The organism is Psychrobacter sp. ER1, from assembly GCF_048631835.1.
Taxonomy (GTDB): domain Bacteria; phylum Pseudomonadota; class Gammaproteobacteria; order Pseudomonadales; family Moraxellaceae; genus Psychrobacter.
This window is the reverse complement of the sequence record NZ_CP184640.1, coordinates 1,228,678-1,250,191: the sequence shown is the minus strand read 5'-3', so window position 1 is coordinate 1,250,191 and position 21,514 is coordinate 1,228,678. Positions and strand designations below refer to the sequence as shown.

At 42.9% G+C, this 21,514-nt stretch carries 16 protein-coding genes and 2 pseudogenes; 14 read left to right on the top strand and 4 right to left on the bottom strand.

All coding sequences use genetic code 11. The features are described 5' to 3' along the window. The first annotated feature begins 144 nt into the window (after positions 1–144). The 6 genes from ACOBWA_RS05720 (at position 145) to yfaE (ending at position 3,576) form a co-directional block, all read left to right on the top strand. Positions 145–546, top strand: a complete 402-nt coding sequence (locus ACOBWA_RS05720; RefSeq protein ID WP_420230455.1) for a hypothetical protein — start codon at positions 145–147, stop codon at positions 544–546. An 854-nt stretch (positions 547–1,400) separates the two neighbouring features. After that, on the top strand, positions 1,401–1,526 hold the full coding sequence (locus tag ACOBWA_RS05715) for a hypothetical protein (protein WP_420230454.1): 126 nt from the start codon (positions 1,401–1,403) through the stop codon (positions 1,524–1,526). 34 nt (positions 1,527–1,560) lie between these two features. Continuing rightward, positions 1,561–1,779 carry a hypothetical protein gene (locus ACOBWA_RS05710; protein ID WP_420230453.1) on the top strand — a complete coding sequence of 73 codons (219 nt, stop codon included), beginning with the start codon at positions 1,561–1,563 and terminating at the stop codon, positions 1,777–1,779. After that, positions 1,728–1,931, top strand: coding sequence for a hypothetical protein (locus tag ACOBWA_RS05705; protein WP_420230452.1), 204 nt, complete (start codon positions 1,728–1,730; stop codon positions 1,929–1,931). The genes ACOBWA_RS05710 and ACOBWA_RS05705 overlap by 52 nt, the downstream gene beginning before the upstream one ends. 86 nt (positions 1,932–2,017) lie before the next feature. Next, the gene (nrdB, locus tag ACOBWA_RS05700; protein WP_290176118.1) at positions 2,018–3,151 is read left to right on the top strand and encodes a class Ia ribonucleoside-diphosphate reductase subunit beta; all 1,134 of its coding nucleotides are present in this window, start codon (positions 2,018–2,020) and stop codon (positions 3,149–3,151) included. A 155-nt stretch (positions 3,152–3,306) separates the two neighbouring features. Beyond that, positions 3,307–3,576, top strand: a complete 270-nt coding sequence (gene yfaE, locus ACOBWA_RS05695) for a class I ribonucleotide reductase maintenance protein YfaE (protein ID WP_101205363.1) — start codon at positions 3,307–3,309, stop codon at positions 3,574–3,576. A gap of 185 nt (positions 3,577–3,761) precedes the next feature. Here the strand turns inward: yfaE and ACOBWA_RS05690 are convergent, their stop codons facing one another. Further along, complete coding sequence (locus ACOBWA_RS05690) at positions 3,762–5,087, bottom strand: S1C family serine protease (protein ID WP_102094790.1); 1,326 nt, start codon at positions 5,085–5,087, stop codon at positions 3,762–3,764. 380 nt (positions 5,088–5,467) lie between these two features. On the opposite strand from ACOBWA_RS05690, the gene ACOBWA_RS05685 reads away from it, so the two are divergent. Beyond that, positions 5,468–6,292: a Nif3-like dinuclear metal center hexameric protein gene (locus ACOBWA_RS05685; RefSeq protein ID WP_420230451.1), complete on the top strand. Its 825-nt coding sequence runs from the start codon at positions 5,468–5,470 to the stop codon at positions 6,290–6,292. 1,079 nt (positions 6,293–7,371) lie between these two features. Then, the gene (locus ACOBWA_RS05680; protein ID WP_420230450.1) at positions 7,372–8,580 is read left to right on the top strand and encodes a transglycosylase SLT domain-containing protein; all 1,209 of its coding nucleotides are present in this window, start codon (positions 7,372–7,374) and stop codon (positions 8,578–8,580) included. A gap of 165 nt (positions 8,581–8,745) precedes the next feature. Here the strand turns inward: ACOBWA_RS05680 and ACOBWA_RS05675 are convergent, their stop codons facing one another. The 3 genes and pseudogenes from ACOBWA_RS05675 to ACOBWA_RS05665 form a co-directional block, all read right to left on the bottom strand. Further along, complete coding sequence (locus tag ACOBWA_RS05675; RefSeq protein WP_420230449.1) at positions 8,746–11,736, bottom strand: LysM peptidoglycan-binding domain-containing protein; 2,991 nt, start codon at positions 11,734–11,736, stop codon at positions 8,746–8,748. A 243-nt stretch (positions 11,737–11,979) separates the two neighbouring features. Continuing rightward, positions 11,980–12,474 carry a hypothetical protein gene (locus ACOBWA_RS05670; protein WP_420230448.1) on the bottom strand — a complete coding sequence of 165 codons (495 nt, stop codon included), beginning with the start codon at positions 12,472–12,474 and terminating at the stop codon, positions 11,980–11,982. Positions 12,475–12,874: 400 nt separating this feature from the next. Then, positions 12,875–14,171, bottom strand: a pseudogene (locus ACOBWA_RS05665) (CNNM domain-containing protein). 547 nt (positions 14,172–14,718) lie between these two features. Here ACOBWA_RS05665 and yajC point away from each other — a divergent pair. The 6 genes and pseudogenes from yajC to ACOBWA_RS05635 all read left to right on the top strand — a co-directional run bounded on the left by yajC (position 14,719) and on the right by ACOBWA_RS05635 (position 21,460). Beyond that, complete coding sequence (gene yajC / locus ACOBWA_RS05660) at positions 14,719–15,048, top strand: preprotein translocase subunit YajC (RefSeq protein ID WP_057759529.1); 330 nt, start codon at positions 14,719–14,721, stop codon at positions 15,046–15,048. 392 nt (positions 15,049–15,440) lie between these two features. After that, a complete protein-coding gene (gene secD / locus ACOBWA_RS05655) occupies positions 15,441–17,318 on the top strand; it encodes a protein translocase subunit SecD (protein ID WP_101205370.1) in 1,878 nt (625 codons plus the stop codon). A gap of 9 nt (positions 17,319–17,327) precedes the next feature. Further along, positions 17,328–18,589 (top strand): annotated as a pseudogene (secF, locus tag ACOBWA_RS05650) (protein translocase subunit SecF). Positions 18,590–18,820: 231 nt separating this feature from the next. Next, positions 18,821–20,224 (top strand): MATE family efflux transporter, encoded by a 1,404-nt coding sequence (locus ACOBWA_RS05645; RefSeq protein ID WP_420230447.1) that lies wholly within the window; start codon positions 18,821–18,823, stop codon positions 20,222–20,224. Positions 20,225–20,379: 155 nt separating this feature from the next. Continuing rightward, entirely contained in the window at positions 20,380–21,111 is a 732-nt protein-coding gene (locus tag ACOBWA_RS05640) for an AzlC family ABC transporter permease (protein WP_114700993.1), read from the top strand. Continuing rightward, positions 21,101–21,460 (top strand): AzlD domain-containing protein, encoded by a 360-nt coding sequence (locus ACOBWA_RS05635; protein WP_420230446.1) that lies wholly within the window; start codon positions 21,101–21,103, stop codon positions 21,458–21,460. Before ACOBWA_RS05640 ends, ACOBWA_RS05635 begins: the two co-directional genes overlap by 11 nt. Positions 21,461–21,514: the final 54 nt, after the last annotated feature.

Here is a 21,514-nt window from a genome sequence, read left to right as displayed (position 1 = left end):
GAACCGTTAAAAAATTGCATTGCAATTTTAGGTTCGCAAGAGAAATTCTTTAAATAGAATTTCTGACGGGTTGCGGGTTTGGCTTTTAGGTTAGACCCGCTGTGCGTTGTTATCATATATTTATCTACTAATATCGAGATAACTATGATCTTCCCTTATAAAAGTCCTCAATTTGAAAACCTAAAGCGAAGGTTTGAAAACCAGATACATAAGCATTCTGAATATTTAGATTTGAGTACAGAGACAAATGACCTAGTTAAAGCCGTACTCAATATATTAGACAGTAAGAACAAAAAAAACTTATCTATTTTAGATAGTATTAATCTTAAGTATCACAACTGGGAAAAAATAGGTGTTGCACTGAATGATAACGCCTTAGCGGAAGACAATAAATGCTTGTATGATTTCTCTAAACAAGAGAAACCTCGAGCTAGTTTAGTTAGAAAAGTTATAGAGTCTATATATATAGTATTGCTAGCAGACATATATGAGGCTTCATTAATAACTACTGTTGAAACACATAGATCTTTTTTGAGCAGGCAGTAGTAAGCTTACAGTCTTACTCTTATACATTGACATATGACAGTCTAAATAAACTTTGCTATTTGTGGTATATCATTCCACAAGAAGTATTCTCAAGACATTTAAATCGACGTCTTAATAGTTCGGTCATCCAAACTATTAATAAGTTGCATGAACATCAAGACATCATTGAGGAAGAAAATAGAAAAAACATTCTACTGAAAAAGGATATTATAGAAATACAAGAAACTCTGAACAACCAAAAAAGTGAATATAACTTTGTCGGCTTGTCCAATGGTTTTAGAACACTTAGAGAGCAGAAGAAAAAAGAATTGAACAGTCAAGGCTATATATATTATGGTCTGATGGCTGTAATAGTTTTACTTATAGTCTTAAAATCTGTCTGGTCGGCTTATTATTTAAGTTCCAATAGTTTTGAGAACCCAATATTTATCATAGTTACTATCTCGACTATCTTGTTTCTTTTCATACTTCTTTATTTCTTTAAAATATCATTGGTTAACGTTAGGTCTATCAAATCACAAATATTACAAATAGACTTACGTCTCACTCTCTGTCAGTTTATACATAACTACGACTCTGACACTAAGGGGTTAAGAGAAGGTATGAAAGAAAGCTTCGAAAGGTTCGAGAGTGTCATTTTCGCTCCTATCGTAGCTACTGAAGACCAAATGCCATCGACATTTGACGGAATTGAACAATTGACTGGAATGATAGGTCTCTTTAATAAGAAGTCGGACTAACGAGCGTAAGCTTAGTTGTAGGGTACGCCCAAACGGAAAAATCATTAAAGAAAAAAGAAAGCCGCTTTAACACGGTCGTTTAGCCCCGACTATAGCGGTATCCTGCTGACGACGATGGCGATGCAGTCTGAGGCTGAACGTAGTATCGAGACAACAGGAATGCGGTCAGACACGATAGACTGCACGCCAGCGGCAAGGCAGATACAAGCGGTAGGCGGGATTGGCTACTGTTATAATTAAAACATACAGATAGAATTAAAACGACGGAGGTCATGTGCAATATACCGCAATCATCAAAGACGGTGGTTTGTTTATCCCAAACGTATTTTCAGACCTAAACGATGGTGGCTCGCATATCGTACAAGTCGAGGTTGATATTGCAGAGGTGCGTCAGCAGTTAGGTGTGGATGAAGCACCAAAGACAACTGTCGCCAAAAAAGCGTGGCAAAAGCAGCCAAAAAACCCGTATCGAGAGCGGCTAAAAAAGACTTAAAAACAGCAGCAGAAGAGTCTGATGTGAGTACCCTACGCAAAAGCGCACTTGATGAATTAGAAGCACTCGATGATAGTGAGCTGAGCGAGATATTCAAAGCCTATATGAACGATGGCAAAGAGCCTTCACAGATATCGCTAGAGAATCTTTAACCCAAAAAGCCATTGACCAAAATTTATAATATAATCATATCCAATTTATATAATTTCATAACCGTATCAATGATAAAGGCAGTCCCATGACTTACTCGATTTTTTCGCAAACGCCAAACAATGCGCTAACAGAGCCGATGTTCTTTGGTCAGCCCGTCAACGTGGCGCGCTATGACCAACAAAAACACCCTATCTTTGAGCAATTGATTGAAAAGCAGCTATCGTTCTTTTGGCGTCCAGAAGAAGTCGATGTATCACGCGATCGTATCGACTTTAGCAATCTGTCCTCGCATGAGCAGCACATATTTTTGAGCAACCTCAAGTACCAGACCCTACTCGACTCTATCCAAGGTCGTAGTCCAAACGTGGTGTTACTGCCGCTGGTGTCTATCCCTGAGCTTGAGACGTGGATTGAGACATGGTCGTTTAGCGAGACCATTCACTCACGCAGCTATACGCATATCATTCGTAATATCGTCAATGACCCAAATATTATCTTTGACGACATTATGCAAAACGAGCACATCTTAGGTCGTGCCTCTGATATCGCCCAGTACTATGATGAGCTGTATCGCAACTCGCAGCTATATAGCTTGTACGGTCCAGGTACACACAATATCAATGGCGAGCAAGTGACGGTTGATTTACGATCGCTGAAAAAGCAAATGTACTTGTGCATCATGGCGGTCAACGTCTTAGAAGCGATTCGTTTCTATGTGTCGTTTGCTTGCTCGTTTGCCTTTGCTGAGCGTAAGTTGATGGAAGGTAATGCCAAAATCATTAAGCTAATCGCTCGTGATGAAGCGCTACATTTGACTGGTACACAGCACATGCTAAACCTGATGCGCAATGGTCGTGACGATCCTGAAATGGTCGAGATTGCCGCAGAGTGCTATGAAGAAAGTATTGAAATCTTCCGCAAAGCTGCTGAGCAAGAAAAAGAATGGGCAGGCTATCTGTTCAAAGATGGCTCAATGATTGGTCTAAACAAAGACATTCTCTGCCAATATATCGAATACATCACTAACTTACGTATGGAAACTGTCGGCTTGCCAGCAGCGTTCCCGAACTCAAAATCAAACCCAATCCCGTGGATTAACACGTGGCTATCGTCTGACAATGTGCAAGTAGCACCGCAAGAGACTGAGATTAGCTCATACTTGGTCGGTCAGATTGACTCTGATTTGTCAGACAGTGATTTTGATGACTTTGAATTATAAGAGCTGAGTTGTAAGAGCTTTGAGCTAGAAAGACTTTATATGATAAAGGCTTGAGCGGTAAAGATTTGAAGTTATAAAATTTCTATCGCGGTAATCGTCTTATGGGTTAATAGTAGGGATAGCAATAGCACAGACATATCCCAATAGGATTCACGATGACTTGGGTAATGACCAGTAAAAAGCAGTTCTATCTGCATGATGACGAGAGTCTGCTAGATGGACTGCTACGCACCGGACACGAGGTAAACTATCAATGCCGCGAAGGCTACTGTGGTAGTTGCAGAGTCAAACGTATTGCTAGCTCGCATACGGTCGACTATCCATTTGACCCATTGGCGATGATTGAAGAAGATGAAATCCTGCCCTGCTGTTGCCGTGTGCAAGGTGTTATTTATATCAATCATGACCCTATTGAAAAGTTATAGCAGGGTTATAAGCAAGAAGGATTATAAGTAAGTAAAATTAGCCTTTAAAATTTAGAAAAATCAATTCCAACAAAAAGCGCGCTCCTTTATATAAGGAGCGCGCTTTTTGTTGTTATCAGCTAAATAAAAATGCTGACTCATATATACATTATGAGTCAGCACCTAGTGATAAGAACCACCACGACTTACTGCGACGCGGCATCTTGTTCAAACAGTTTCATCAGCTCTTCGCGCATACGATCACGCTCTGCTTTTGACATCATTGGCGTTTCTTCATCGCCTTGGATGGTTGGCTGCTCCATTCCGCCCATGCTCTCGTTTTGTAGTACGACAGGACGCTCAAGTGGCTCTTGTGCTGGACGCTCTTCTAGCGTGATTTTTACTTGAGCATTTTTACCTTGACGCAATATCTGCGCATCCAGTTCAGTGTTTGGTGGCTTACGAGCAACATACTGAATCAAAGTATTGGCATCTGTCATCTCGACATCGTCGATGGTTAGGACGATATCACCGACGCGTAGACCACTTTTTGCCGCTGGACTGTTATCAATGACGTTTAATACTTCTACGCCTGTTGACGTCTCTAACTGTGTTGGGTCACGTAGCTGTGACTGAATCTCGATACCCAACCAACCACGACTGACACGGCCGTCTTTGATCAAGGCATTCATCACTTGCTCAACCAACGCGGTTGGAATCGCAAAGCCAATGCCCATCGAGCCACCAGAGCGCGAGAATATGACGGTATTGATACCGACTAGCTCGCCATGAGCATCGACCAGTGCGCCGCCTGAGTTACCGGGATTGATCGCCGCATCAGTCTGGATAAAGTCTTCAAATTTATTGACGCCCAGTCCAGTACGACCAGTCGCTGAGATAATCCCCTGCGTCACTGTCTGACCCACACCAAATGGATTACCAATCGCTAAGGCTAAATCACCCACACGAATCGGATCTTCGCGGAAGCCAAGTGGTGTCAGCCCTGTCATATCGACCTTGATCACAGCTAAGTCGCTATCAGGATCTGTACCAATGATTCTGGCACGGCTCTTACGACCATCATTGAACGCGACTGTGATCTCATCTGCTTTTTCGATCACATGGGCATTGGTCACGATATAGCCGTCTTCTGATACGATCACACCAGAGCCTAAATTGGTATTGCCCTGCTCTTGTGATGGACCACCATGATATTCAAAAAACCGGCGCAGTACAGGATCATCCATATAAGGATGCTCGGTCATCGTTTGCGTCGTATAGATATTGACCACAGACTGCGATGCACGCGCCACCGCATTATGATAAGAAGAAATAGGCGCTGGCGTGTCCGACACTGGCTCTGCTGCCTGCTGCTCCGCAGGCGGGGTTCTCGGCGGCTCCCATGTGGCCTCCGACGTCGATTTCATACTCGTGAACAACCAGATAAACGCTGCCAACACTAGCAGCAATAAGACCCAAGGTAACCATTTTAATAAAGACGTCTTGTTATTGGTGTTCCGGGATGACGACATATAAAACCTCTATAAATTTATTGCAAACAGACAGTGAAAAACGAAGTGAGATAATGGCGACCGCTTAGCTAGTGTTGACCCATTCATCAGATGGTCAAATGCTATACAGCTAGGCAGACTCACGTATATAAATTATAACCGCAATACCAGTAAATAGTAACGTATCGTGTACCATTTCAGTTATCCAGCTTGTCTGCTTGCTTACAACGGCATGTTAAAATAGCTTTTACGATACTCGACACTTCAGCATTTCGAGAATTGAACATAAAGATAGAAGCTCAAAACCAAATATTCTCAAACATGATAGATAATACATAATTTTTGCTTAGTTAATCTATAGCACCTTACGACCTACATTTTATTGATGACAGGAAAACATAATGACTGCAAATCATACGACAGCTGAATCCAATACTCAAAGCATCAGCGCCCAGGCATTGACACAGTTCTGTGACGACTACTTATCTACTAGTGCGTTTAAAGACTATGCGCCAAATGGCCTACAAGTCGATGGTGGACAACCGATTCAACGTATTGTCACTGGTGTCACGGCTTGTGAAGCCTTGATAGATGCTGCGGTCGCTGACAATGCCGATGCGATTATGGTGCATCATGGATACTTCTGGAAAGGCGAACCTGCTACGCTTACTGGTATGAAAGGTCGACGCGTGCGCAAGCTGATGCAACACGGTATCTCTATGCTTGGCTATCATCTACCGCTTGATGCACACCCAATCTCTGGCAATAACGCAAAACTTGCTGACATGCTCGGCATGACGATCAACGGTGCTCTCTATCCTACCGAGTCAAATCCTGTGGGCAATATCGCTACTTGCACACCGCAAACTGCTGACGATCTCATTGCCACCATTACTCAAGCTTTAGGTCGCGCGCCATTACATATCTCAGCTGAGTATCATGCAGACTCTTCTACTCAGACAAATGGTAGGCTGATAGAACGTGTGGGTATATGTACGGGCGGTGCGCAGGATATGATTGAACAAGCGGCTACTATGGGCTGTGATGCATTTATATCTGGTGAGATATCTGAGCGTACCACGCATAGCGCGCGTGAGCTTGGGATTGATTATTTTGCTTGTGGTCATCATGCAACGGAGCGTGGCGGTATTCAGGCGTTAGGAGAGATAGTCGCTCAAAAATTTGGTCTGCCAGTTACTTTTATCGATATCGAAAATCCAGCATAAACTAACCACTTAAAAAGCCATTTTAAACGGTTGTCATTGATAGAGAAAAACTTATAAAGGAAATGATAATTTAAAAGCCAAACTAGACTTGCTAATACTATAGTCACACCATAAGCATAAAGTCTAGTTTGACTACTATTTAAACTTTGTTATTCTATTTTTGATTATTATGTACCAAATATCTGGAAAATTAACCGTTTATATCTCAATTGTTAAGTTTTATCGCTTTTTTCTTAACTCCACTTGAATAATGCAATTAGTAACCGCATATTACTACTCGTAAGAAAGAACGTTTTGTCATGAAACTTCCCATTATTACAGCTTCCGGTTATGGCACTAAAATAATGCTGGTAGTTGTTTAAGACTTTATCATGCTATATCAGTGATGAGGTTTTAAACCGCTACCCATTGAAATACTATGTTTGCACTATATATGTTAGCAGCATGGTATTTTTTATTTTTGGTGTCGCGATGACGGTATGACCTAGCCAGTTTGATAGACAGCTATAAACTATCAATTCTGGTTATTTTGCTTACCCTCATTGCTGGACAAACAACTTTAGTAGCCAGCTATCCTATTACTAGTAACTTAATATTAGTGATTCAAAGTATAGCCAGCCATCAAAGTTAGCATAGTTAAAACAGATGAATGTATTTGCCTCATTGGCAAAACCTTACATCAATGTTTCAAGCGATGTCTTTGTCTCAATAACTTAATCATGACCTTACCTATGTTTGATATATAGTTGTTTGGCCACTAGCCATATTTAGTTATCGATGAAGGAATCATCTGATTTATATCCTTCGCGTTGTTGTGCGTTCAGTATTTTAAACCAGTACTAATAAATACGGTTTAGAACGCTTTTATGACATATTGATAGCTGGCTGACGACAAACTATCCCACTAACTCTTAGAGAGAGTACGCTAGTGGCGCTATAGTCAAACAAGATAGAGCGGCATTTATCCTATTAAAAATGCCACTCTATTTAAGATACGATATCGATATATGTCAATATTATGCACATATATGTATACGTGTTTTTGCGGTAAGAAGGATGGCTAAAATCAGGAGACATCCATGCAGCGTATTACTTATCGTGTAAAAGTATCTGCGCAAGGGGCCAGACGCCGTATTTCTTATTTACTGCGTCCATCTAAACGCCTACTAAACACCAAAAGTAACATCGTTTCATCCGTTACCCCTATTGCGTCTAATCGTTTTGCCAGAACCAAGAAGCTGGCACAAATCTCTAGCATCGCTCTACTCTCGTTGCCCGCTGAGAGTTTGACGACCATGAACACATCGGTACCAGCCTATGACAATGTCATGCTGGAAAATACCTTGACCATTGCTGCGGTACCAGGCGATAGCACTTACTTTGCTACCGATGGCTTCCAACATGGTTTTGGGTTTGATCTGGTGCGCACTTATGCCGACGAGCTCGGTGTCGATATCAATCTAAAAGCCTACGCCAGTGAAGAAGCGGCACTAAAAGCACTAAGAACCGGCAACGCTGACATGGCATTGACTACGGCTAGCACCAAGCTAAAAAGCCAGCTGAACCTATCGTCTATCAATGTCAGCTGTGGTTATGACTCTAGTCTGACTAAGAATGGTCTACATCCTAAGGTAAGTTGGACGTTTAGCTCATCCAATGACCCACTATCAAGAAAGGCCAGTTACTTTTTGTGCGATAGCATCAAGCTAAAAAACACACAAAAACTTGCCGCGTTCTACAATCAAAACTTGCTTAAAGACGCCTATAGTCAGGATCATTTCCAGAAGACGTTGACGGAAAAGTTACCGGACTATCAATCTTCGTTTGAAGAGCAAGCACGTAATTATAATCATGATTGGGAACTACTGGTCGCGATGGGTTATCAAGAGTCACATCTTGATGCCAACGCTGTCTCGCCGACTGGCGTACGCGGGTTAATGATGCTGACCAACAACACTGCAAAAGCGATGGGCGTCTCAGACCGCGTTGATCCTTACCAAAGTATTGGTGGCGGTGCACGCTATCTAGAGCAAGTGAAAGCAGACTTCTCTGACGTGCCAAAAACTGACCGTATTTGGTTTGCCCTTGCAGGTTATAACATGGGTCCCAATGCGGTAAAAAGAATCCAACGCGAACTACGAGCTCAAGGTATCGATGATAAGAGTTGGGCGAACGTCTATGCTTATTTAGCAGATAATAGAGCGTCGAATAGCCGCTATGGTCAAGCCATGCACTATGTCAGTAATATCCGAAGCTATCTTGAAACTATTAAAACTCAGACGGTCTAATTTGTAGCTATTATTAGGCGATTTGCAAGCTAAACCTTCACAGTTATTTATTCTTGTTAAATAAAAAAAGCTGCTCTTATAAAGAGCAGCTTTTTTTGTGCGATACGATTAATAGTTAATATTAACGACGTCTTATGTAAACAGCATTCATTAATACTTTATTCATTAACGATTAGGTACAGTCAGACGCTGACCGCGCTGCAACATAGTATCAGCGGCGATATTGTTCATATCAGCCAGCTCTTGGGTTGAGACACCATATTTACGTGCTAGACCAATCAAGCTGTCGCCCGAACCAACCGTGTAGCTTACTGTCGCTTTTGGTACTTTAAGTGTTTGGCCGCGTTGTAGCTGAGCATTGGTCGCTAGATCATTGGTCGCCGCCAAATCCTCTACTGAGATGCCAAACTGACGTGCCAAAGCAATCAAACCATCGCCAGATTTAACTTTGTAGCTTTCAGTGTTACCTAATTTCGTACCACTACTTGCTGAGCTACTATTGCTACTAGCAGCAGAGCTGCTGCTTTGACTGCTACTAGATGCACTTGCCACACTGCCGCTAGCAGGGATGGTGATAGTACGGCCCAGTATCAGATTCGAATTGGTATTCAAGTTATTCGCTGATGCCAAATCACTTAAGCCAATATTGTAACGTTTAGCGACACCCGTTAATGTATCACCTGATTTTACTTTGTAGCTGACCGCTTTGTCATTTAACTGACGGTCGACCAATTCTTTAGAAGCAGGTACTTTAATCGTTTGACCACGTTGCAGGCGAGCCTTTGCATCAAAATTGCTATTTACTGCAGCCAGCTCCGTTGCACTCACTCCGATGCTGTTCGCAATACCAATCAGCGTATCACCTGATTTTACTTTGTAATTGGTGGTCGCGACCGAGCTTGAGCTGTTACTACTGCTCGCACTTGTCGTACTTGTAGCATCGAAATCAACACTGGCTGGCACTTTAAGCGTCTGACCAACATATAGCGAACTTGTGCTGTTGATACCGTTGAGACTGGCTAAAGTATCTGTCGACACATTGAATTGACGTGCCAATGCAATTAATCCGTCCCCTGCTTTTACTTTATAGTTTTTGGTCGCAGTGCTTGATTTACTCGGCTTGGTAGAAGGCGCTGCAGGTGTCGTCGCAGGTGTAGTCACTTTACCCGGTATGAGCCATAGTTTCTGACCTCTGAGCAGATCAGCACGGCTGCTCAGGTTGTTATAGCTGGCTAGCTGAGTGACCGATAAGCCAAAACGATTAGCCGTACCGATAAGCGTATCACCGCCTTGTACGACGTAACTGTCAGGCTGACTAGCGGCGGCGTTATTAGCAGTACTCAATGGCTCGATAGTCTTGGCATTATATAGATATAACGTACTGCCAGAGAGCAAATTGGCACTGGCATCTATCTGGTTCCATTCTGCGATATCACGCCAGCTAACCCCTGCTCGACTCGCAATGTTCGAGAGCGTATCGCCACGTTTGACCGTATAAGTGGTACGAGTGCCTTGAGGTTTTGGCTTACTTACCGAGGTTTTAGCAAAGCTAAGTTTCTTATCTGCACCACTCGCTTCTAAGATAGACTGCTGTGTTTGTACGGCTGATAGATTAATGTTGCCATCAGCATTGATAACATTGGTCTCAGAGGTATTTCTCCGGATTTGATTGGCGATGAAATCACGCTCTTCTTTGCTAAGCGGTGGCTCTTGGACAATCGTATTGTTCTGAGTAATCTGAGCTGAGGTAGTCGGTAGACTGTTACTGCTCTTAAGCTCAGCATTGATTTTGTTAGTCTCTGCTGTGGTCAGTGGTGGCTCAGTACGAGCTGAAGAATTGCCACTGTATACCGAGCTGCTAGTTGGCGTCGCAGATGGTGAGATGTAGCTGGTAGTCTGCTGAGGTACACTTGCGTTAGCGGCATAATCAGCCAATGCACTACCAGTAGACGGTAGTGATGAGGCAGTATAGGGTTTGTTATTATAGATTGGCGTAGTCGCTGTCGTGCTTGAGCTACCTGCGTTGTTTAAGGCGAGTACATTGCCTGTACCGTTACCTCTGAGCCCACTTAATTTGGCATCAGCATTGAGGCTGACGTCGTTAGGAATGATGACACGCTGTGGACCTGAAGAATCAACGCGGCCTGATGTCAGTGCAGTGTTTAGACGCTCTAGCTCATCATAGCTGACTCCAGTTAACTGCGATACTTCTGCCAAGCTCACACCATAGTTAACTGGTACACTACGGAAATGCTGACGGTTAGCGATAGCTGGTAGATACACACCATACTGCTCAGGCTTAGCGACGATTTCGGCTACAGCTAAGAAACGCGGCACATAGTTCATCGTTTCAGTCGGCAGTTGAAGCGACCAATAATCTGTTGGTAGTCCGCGCGCTGCGTTGGCATCGATTGCTTTCTGTACACGGCCAGGTCCAGCGTTATAGGCAGCCAATGCTAGCTCCCAACTACCGAACTGGTTGTGCAATGCTGTTAAAAAGTCATAGGCAGCACGTGTCGACTCGATAACATCGCGGCGACCGTCATAAGTGCTGCTTTGGTTCAAGCCATAGATACGGCCTGTACTTGGGATAAACTGCCATAAACCCGCAGCTGCCGCACTACTCGTACCACTTGGATCGTAAGAGCTCTCGATAACTGGTAACAAGGCAAGCTCTGTTGGGATATTGCGACGCTCTGCCTCTCGTACCGTATGATAGATATAACGACTGGCACGTGCAGTTAGGCGATTTAGATAATCCTGTCTACTGGTAAACCAGCTTTTTTGACCTTCAATACGCTGATTGTAGATTGGCTTACCACCATTCATGCGGTAGCCTGCGCGTAGACGATTCCACAAATCACCATATTGCTGAATAGCAAGCTGGTTACCTTCTACCATGGTCATGTCAGTGGCTTCTAACAAGTCAGCCAACTCATCCAAACTCTCTGCGTCCAAAAACGCAGTTGAGTAGTCTGCACTACCTGTATTAGCCCCTTGATTGGCAGGACTTTTGGTGATGACAGATGAGCTATTGGTCGCACCTTTGTTTTTTACCGCTGATGTATTGCTACACGCACTAATCAGTAAAGTGGATACCGCAAGCGTCAATGGCAACGCAATAAATGAGCGAGAGTGTGATAGCACAGTAGACATGATATTGGAGGTTTCCTAACGACAGAAATTAATAAGATAAAGTTGATGGATAGTATAGTATGCAATGTAAAGCAAAGACTAGCCTAATATAAAAGATAATAATAGACGCTCAAGTAGCCTATAAAATTAAGTAAGAACTGTTTAACCAACTAAAACCCTTTATAAGTTAGAATCTCAGCCAGTTAGATTAGCTATTGCTTATATGACTTATTGTATTTTGAGTCTTGCTTGATCGATGATGACTTAATTAATAGCCACCTGTGATACTGCGCGCAAGAGCACTGCATTACCAGTAGACAAGGTTAAGGTCACACGAGATGTGGTAACAAATGATACTTGCTGACCATTTTTTACCCAGCTCTCATTGGTCGTCACATTGGCTTTGGCTTGTGAACCAGTAATCACCACATTATCTACCGAAATATCATAGCGATAATTAGACGTATCATTCCAGCTGTTTTGAAGCAGCTTTAAGTACGCGTCTTTGTCTAGACTGGTAGATTTGCCTTTTCTAGATAAAGAAATAAGCGCGTCATCTGATACAAGGCGCGATACCTGATTGATACTTTGGCTATTCGCTGATGCTTTCATTGCGGCGGCATAATTCTGTACCAAACCTTCGGTCATAGTTGCCGCTTGTGCATTGATACTGATGGTGCTGGCTACTGCTACGATTGCAGTGATGCTGGCGCTTTTCACCAATAGAGCTAATAGCCTATTTCCCAATAATTTTTTCATGATAATCCTTAGCGATATTTTTTCGTTAGTGTCATATAGTGACGATTAACGCTCTTTTATCATTTATTTTGGCAGTGTGTCTGTATAGATATATCTATATAAGTATACTCATATCATATGCCGAGCCTATCATCGAATTCTCACAGCCATGTGACACCCTGTGTAATTATTGCGAATAAAAACACAGGCTATCAAATCAAATATCCATAAGCATTTATACTGCAGACTCTAGCCATAATAACTATATACTTTGTGGCTCTAGCTTGATAGTCAGCCCATAATGAGCTGACCATTTTTAAACCATCAATCTTTAGAACCATCAATCTTTAGAACCATCAATACTTATGGTTAAACTGTCAACGTTATAGTTTGGCTTCATGAAGGCATCGTTAAAGCTTCGTTAGGACTTAGGTTCGCTGTTACTGTCTTCATACTGTTCATCATCGCTGAGCTTCATGCCTAAACGCTCTACCCGTCTATCCATCATCTGACGAGCCAAGGCCTGCATGTCTTCGACGCGGTCTATCTCATCAACAATCTCAAGACCTAATAATGTCTCAAACACATCTTCTAGCGTGACTAAGCCTTTAACTTCACCATATTCGCCGACTGTAATCGCAATATGAATACGGTTTTTTAGCATCAACTCTAACAAGTCAAACAGCTTCATTTTAGAGAAGACAAAAGTGATGTCTCGTTGAAACTGCGTCAACGGCTTGTGCATAGCATGATTAACTTTAGCCAGTAGCATGTCCGTTTTTAGGACAAAGCCTGTAATGTTATCCAAATCACCATCATAGATTGGCAAGCGAGAAAACGTCAGCTTTGGACGATCAACCAATAGCTCAGCGACGGTCTTATTCTCTTCGAATGCGAGCATCACCGAGCGCGGTGTCATGATATCTTCGACTTTAATAGCGCCAAACGCGAGCAAGTTACGAATGATACGCGACTCTAGTGGGTCAATTTGACCCGACTCTTCACCGATACTAGCAAGAGCAGCAAACTCACGGCGGCTAAATGTTTGCGGCTCTTTACCGCGTACTAATAGTTTCGTCAGACGCTCTGAGAACCAGATTAATGGATACAAGAGCATGATGATGCCGCGAACGAAGTAAGCAACCAGACCACTTAGTTGACGCCAGTAAACTGTACCCAAAGTTTTTGGGATAATCTCAGACAAGAATAAGATAGCAAGCGTCATGAGGGCAGAAAACAGACCAAACCACGCACTACCAAAGACGATTGTGGCCTGTGCACCCGCACCGATAGAGCCAAGTGTATGGGCAACGGTATTCAACGTTAAAATAGCGGCTAGTGACTGGTCGATATTGTCCACTTTCAGGCTTTTAAGCATTTCTGCTTTTTGGGACTGGTCTCTTGCACATCCGCAATAAACGATGGCGTCATGCTCAGCAAAACAGACTCTGCTAATGAACAGACAAAAGAAACGCCAATAGCGAGTAAGACAAAAAATATCAATAAAGAAACGCTAAGCGCAGTTGGTGCTGCCGCCTCGCTGGATGTTGATACAGCACCAGCTGCCCACACTGCCTGCGGTAGCATAAGAATTGCCAATGCAGATAGTGCTGAAAAAGAAGTATAACCAAATCGAGAACTAGTAGTCATTCTCGGGGAGGTTCTGCAGATGCGTCTTTACGATGAGCGCGCGGACGACATAAACGAGGTACAAACATAAAAGTGGTGAACAAGTTAGGTAACCTAAAAAGAGTAAAAGGAAGATAATGTCATGAGCAATTTATATTGATTTTTAGATTATCTTTAACAAAGTAATAAAAGACATCTGTCTATCGTATAAATAGTTACTCAAAGCTGATTTAATCGCTATTTCAAAGCCATACTATGCTTCAATAAGCCGTAATATGGTTCAATATGTAGCATACTAAATCCATGCAATCATTGCCATTTGATAGTAGCATTGATGATACCATTTCACAATAAGTCACCATTTTTAAGTTTTTGTTTTTTGATGACTTTTATTGCCCTACTATTAACGGTTGTATGACGACATCTTTACTAGCCAATTCATGACAGCTATTTAGCCTGACGCTTTATATAGGTTATCTGAATGTAGTAAAAACATTGTTGTCCTATCCGTTGGCTGATAGTATGCCTTACGCTAAGAAAAACACGCTCAGCCTATGATTAACAGTTACCAAGTCTGGGATTTTTTGTTACTATGCGTCTAATTTTATTATTGTCTATGACTTACTGAGAGATATTATGAGCTTATTTATTCAAGCTGCCCATGCTGCACCAGAGACTGCAGGTGCTGCAGGTCTATTCGGTCAGATTTTACTGCCTGTTGCGTTTTTTGCGATTTTTTACTTCTTGGTCATTCGCCCGCAGTCTAAGCGTACCAAAGAACACCGTGCCATGGTTAACGCATTAACCGTTGGTAGTGAAATCATTTTCGCTGGTGGTTTAATGGGTCGTATCAAAGCAATCGAAGGCGATTATGCCGTTGTGAGCCTAAACAACAATACTGACGTGAAAGTACAACGTGCTTCTGTTATTTCAGTATTGCCTGCTGGCACGATCGAAAGCGTCTAATTAGAATGTTCACTAGCTTTTATTAGTGAAAATTTATTAGTGAACATTCGATAGTCGTCACATTAATGAATGTAATGACTAAAAAATGACCGTATATAATTTACGGTCATTTTTCACTATTAACACAGTAAGGTAAAATTGCTATATAAATTAGGCTTACTGTTTAGATGTCCTATCTTTATCCAATCTAGCCCTATGATTTTAGGTGACCAGATAAACAGACATCTGTATTATTTGCTTTACTGTTTTATGCGTTACTATCATCGCGGATGATCGCAATGGTGCATGATGACGGCTGCTGAACATAGCACTCGACCGTTGCTATCGCTAACTTCCCATCTGCTAACTTGTGGCCTACGTCGCCAGTCGTTTATCAACTTAAAGAAGTGATTATGCAATATCCCGCTTGGAAATACTTACTAATTGCCGTCGTGCTACTCGTTGCCGGTCTATATGCTGCCCCCAACCTTTATCCTGACGAACCTGCTGTGCAGATTACGAGCGCAGCCGCAGGAACTCAGCTATCTGAAGGTATCTTAACCGAGTCTCAAAGCTTACTCGAAGAGGCAGGTCTAGATAACCACGATGGTACGTTTGAGGGCAACAGCGCGCTGGTACGCCTCAACAACCCAGTCGATCAGCTAAAAGCGCAAGAAGTGCTACGTCAAAACTTGGGCGAAGACTATGTCGTTGCCCTTAACCTAGCACAGACTACCCCGCAGTGGCTACGCGATATCGGTGCAAGACCGATGAAGCTTGGTCTCGATTTGCGTGGTGGTGTACGCTTTGTACTCGAAGTCGATATGGACAAGGCGCTTGAACAGCGTTTGACCAGTGCCAGTCGTGATATGCGACGTGAGCTACGTGCTGAGCGAGTAGCAATTAAAGGTATCAAGACCGAAGATCGCGGCGTGGTATTGCATTTTGCTGATACTGATACTCGTAACCGTGCCCAAAACGTATTACAAGGCTCAATGAGCAATACGTTTAACTTGCAGTCTTCTATTGATGATCAAGGTCCTGCATTGGTCTTATCGTATAACGATGCGACACTTGACGAAATCAATAGCTACGCGGTCAACCAGAACTTAACGACTTTACGTAACCGTATTGCTGAGTTGGGTGTTACCGAAGCTTTGGTACAGTCGCAAGGTGCTAGCCGTATCGTCGTTGAGCTACCTGGTGTACAAGATACTGCTGAAGCAAAACGTGTGCTTGGTCGTACTGCTAACCTTGAGTTCCGTATGGTAGCAGAAGATGCCGATACCTATACTGGTGGCATACCACCAGCGGGCACAGAAGCATTCCCATTCGAAACACTCGATGGCCCGCCTGTATTGTTAGATCGTCAAGCGATCGTTACCGGGGACAAAGTAACCAACGCGCAAACTGGCTTGGATGAAAGCGGTCTACCTGAAGTAAGTATTACCTTGGATAGTGCTGGCGGTAAGCTCATGCAGAACGCCACTCGTACAGCGGTTGGTCAACAGATGGCTGTATTGTTCATAGAAAACAAACAAAGAATCACTTACGAAGAAGATCCAGCCACTGGTGAGACGACTGAAGTACGCACACCTTATGCTGAAACCAAAGTCATCAACCGCGCCAACATTCAAGCGGTATTGGGTTCATCATTCCGTATTACTGGTCTAGACAGTAGTGCTGAAGCTGCCGAGCTTGCGCTATTGCTACGTTCAGGCGCACTTGCCGCACCGATGTACTTCGTAGAAGAGCGCACTATTGGTCCATCACTCGGTCAAGAAAACATTGATAAAGGATTGTTCTCTACGCAAGTCGGCTATCTATTAGTCTTCGCGTTTATGATTATCTTCTATCGTCTGTTTGGTGTGATTGCCAACGTTGCGCTAGCCGTTAATGTTATTATTATCATTGCGATTATGTCAATTTTGGGTTCATCACTTACCCTACCGGGTATCGCAGGTATCGTTTTGACCATTGGTATGGCGGTTGATGCCAACGTACTGATTTTTGAGCGAATACGAGAAGAGATTGCCAACGGTGTACGGCCAAAATCAGCCATCGTGGCAGGTTTTGATCGCGCATTTAGCAGTATTTTTGATGCCAACATTACAACCTTATTGGTCGCGTTTATCCTATTTGCGATTGGTACTGGTCCGATTAAAGGCTTTGCGATTACGCTAGCTATTGGTATTGTCAGCTCGCTATTCACCGCAATTTTGGTGACACGTGCACTGGTACAAATTGCTTATGGTAAGCGTAAATCCATCAAAAGTCTGAGCATCGGTTAGGAGAATATTATGGCGATCGATAATAACAACCCTTTAGAACAGCAGAATAATCCTGATCGAAATGGCTCAAACGGTGACATGACCAATGCAAGTACGCGTCGCCGTAACAAACCGCGTCGTGATGGTAAAGGTAGCAATACTAAAACCAATAACCCTACTACCGCAAAGTCAGGCAAAAGCTCTAGTCATCGCGGTGGTAAAGGTCAAAATGCCAAAGACAGTCAAGCACTGTCTACCGCTGTTGATTCTGACGTAATATCAGGTGACGCCGCTGATGATGCCGCAGCTGTCGCTGAAGGTGGCATCAAAGCGGTTGGTAACCAGCGTATCATTCCATTTATGAAGATAGAAAAGCCGATGGCCCTACTATCTTTGTTTATGGTGATCGGTAGTATCATTGCTATCGCGGTAAATGGTCTGAACTTAGGCCTCGATTTCACTGGTGGTGTATCTGCTGATGTCCGTTATGAGCAGCCTGTTGAGCAAGTTGCTGTTGTACAAGCGCTGGCAGACAATGGCTTCGATGATGCAGTTGTACAGTACCTAGGTACGCGTGAAGAGCTACTCGTACGTCTGCCCCTCAGTCTGATAACGTCGATGGACTAAGCGCAAATCTGACGCAAGCACTGGCATTACCTAGCAACACCGCTACGATTAGCAACGTAAATATCATTGGTAGCCAAGTTGGTAATGAGGTTTATTTAAACTCAGTCATGGCATTGGTATTGGCACTAGTATGTATGCTTGGCTATGTTGCCCTACGCTTCCAGTTCAAACTGTCTCTAGGTGCTGTACTGTCACTATTCCATGATGCTGTCGTAACCATCGGTGTATTTGCGTTATTCGGCTTCCCGTTTGATTTGACGGTATTGGCTGCGGTATTGGCATTGATTGGTTATTCATTGAACGATACCATCGTTGTCTATGACCGTATTCGTGAAAACTTCCGCCGTGTTCGTGGAATTACGCCAGAACAGACGATTGATTTGTCATTGACCGAGACGCTACGCCGTACGATTATGACCATTTCAACTGTTTTGTTGGTCGTACTAGCCATGCTCTTCTTGGGCGGTGATGGATTATACTGGTTCTCAGTAGCTCTGTTTATTGGTTTGCTTGCGGGTACTTACTCATCGACTTATATCGCCAGTTCGATTCCGCTACGCATGGGTCTATCGCGTGATGACTTTATCGTAAAGGTAAAACCAGAGTTTGAAGAAGAAATCGTTACTTTCAGTGATCCAAAAATGTTTGAGCAAGACAACGTTTAGTAAGGTATATTAGATGGATTGTTACGTTGAACTAGCTTGTTATCACTTTTTATATAATTACTGAGTGCACAGCTACAACGTTTAAATAAGAGCACCTGACTCATGAATAATGAGTCTAGGTGCTTTTGTCTTTATAGCTATTTTGTCTCTTATATTAAATATACTGCATTACAGTTTTATTATCATATAACGAACACACCTCTTTATCGTTCACGTATAAACGAGTTACCCATGTCAGCTAATTCCGCAACTTCTCACGCGATGCCACCTATTGATACAAGCTATAAACGTATTGTCGCGATTGCATTGCCTGTACTGCTGGCTAATTTGGCTATGCCATTGCAAAGCGTGATTGATACGGCCATTGTAGGCAATATGAATAACACGGCGAAACTTGCTGGCATGGGTCTAGCCATACAACTGCTGTCGCTATTGCTTGTTAGCTTTAACTTTTTGCAATATGCATCATCTGGACTTGCTGCGCAGGCATTGGGACAATTAGCTAATAATAGCAATACATCAGCCGTAACAGTGCCCACGCCTTTGCTGTCTATCTTACAGCGCGCGTTGCTATTGGCATTTGTTATCGGAGCAATATTGCTACTCGCAAAGCCATGGCTGATTGATTTTGGCTTACAAGCACTGTCAGCCAATCCTGAGAGTGGACGCGCGGCGAAAACCTATTTAGACGTACGCTTTTGGGGTGTGATCGCAGAGCTGATGAATTTTGCATTTATTGGTTGGTTTGCAGGACAAGGCAAGACCCGTTATATGCTTTACCAGCAGGGTTTTATTGCCGTACTTAATATCGTACTGACTCTGTTTTTTGTATTTGCAATGCAGATGGGATTGGCTGGTGTCGCACTAGGAACCACTATCGCATTTTGGTTTGGGATAATGATGGCATTATGGTTGAGCCGCCAACATTTAAAAATATCATGGACTGTATTATTCAAAGCGGATCGACAGTATTTTACGAAAGAAAAAATGCTTAGGCTATTTTCTTTAAACAAAGATATCTTTGTACGCACCCTCATCTTAACGCTAAGCTTTGCTTGGATTACTCGACTGTCTGCGCAAAGCGGAGATGTCATACTGGCTGCTAACGCTATTTTATTGCAAGTATTAAGCATATCTGCCTTCGCTTTAGATGGCGTCGCTGTTTCTGCTGAAACGTTAAGTGGACAAGCTGCAGGGCGACGTGATTGGCCACGTTTTCGTATTATCATAAAGCGTACAGGCATAGTTAGTTATGGTCTTGCTATCATGTTGAGCGCCATTTGGTGGCTTGCAATGCCTACTTATTTAGGATTTATGACCAATATTGAGTCGGTGTTTACCCTCGCCTATGACTACCATTTATATGCCGTATTATTGCCTCTTGTCGGTGTTGGTGCCTATTGGCTGGATGGGATATTTTTCGGTTTGACGGCTGGTAGCGTGATCCGTAATGCGGCGCTGATACTGGCTGCTATTTTCTTTCCGTTAAGCTGGTTGCTCTATCAGCAATGGTATATGACTGGTATTTGGCTTAGCGTGTGGTGTCTATTATTATTGAGACTAGTCATCCTAGGTGGGTTTTTGTACCGTGCTAATCAGACTGGCAGTTATGAGAAACTACAACCTGAAGCTTAGTTAGTTTTATATTATATTTGCTCTATCAATTTTCGATAGAACGTTTTTATTAAGCTCGTTTTGCACTTTTTAATTTTGCAGCAATACCGTTTGAATCAATAATTTTTATATCAATAGATTTATAAAAATATCATAAGAAAAATTTAGGATGTTATGTGAATACTCATTCAAATGAATTAAGCCATCAACATGAAAACCGTTACCACTGGGCTGAGGGCTTTAAGAAAAGCTTGCCAGTTGCTATGGGCTATTTGCCTGCCGGTATTGCCTTTGGTGTACTCGCACAGGTAGCAGGTATCCCGATATGGGCAACGATTATGCTCAGTATCGTTCTCTATGCTGGTGCAGCTCAGTATGCTTGTCTGCCAATGCTGAGCGCGGGCCTACCGATTGGCAATATCGCCACCAATATTGCTGCGATTAATCTACGTCATGTATTCTATGGTATGCCGTTATTACAGTATTTACCGAAAAATAAGCTGGCCAAGACGTATTGTCTGTTCGCTTTGACTGATGAGACTTTTTCGATCATGACCAGCTTGCCAAATGAGTCGCGACGAGCCCTGATACTTCCTATCAGCCTATTTAACCAAAGCTGGTGGGTACTGGCGAGTACGGTTGGCGTCATGATTGGCAGTACGCTCAGTGATTTGGTGCCAAATTTAGATTTTGCTTTGGTTTGTCTGTTTGCAATTCTCGCGTATGAGCAATTTCAAAGTATCAAACGCTACTTCCCAATTGGTATTGCCGTGCTTGGCTTAATCATTGCTTCACTATTTACCAGTGACTGGTTGCTACTAGTAGCCATCACTATCTGTATGTTTATGATTTTGGTACGTGGGTTTTGGATAGAGCGTCAAAAGACGGGAGACTCTTATGACCAGTAGTTATCTTATTTTTGCTACGCTTGCCATGGCAGCAGTGACCTTTATCACTCGTGCGCTACCCGCACTGATACCTAGAAAGCTGCTCGATACACCTTGGCTACATCGATTAAATGAGAGTTTGCCATTATCAGTGATGGTGCTGCTTATTTTGACTAGCCTCTCCTATCAAGACATATCGACGACTGTTGCTTTCAGCGATACCGAATTACATCTATTAATGGCACAAGTCGGTGCACTTATTTTGGTATTATTTATCTATCATATCAGCCGTCAGCTTTTGGTCAGTATGGTTGTTGGTATAGCAGCAATCAATGGTCTGTTTTGGTTATTTAACAGCTTCTTAGGCTAAAACTGTTTTGACCATTTATATAAACGTCAGTACTCTTAGCTATACCTTAAACAT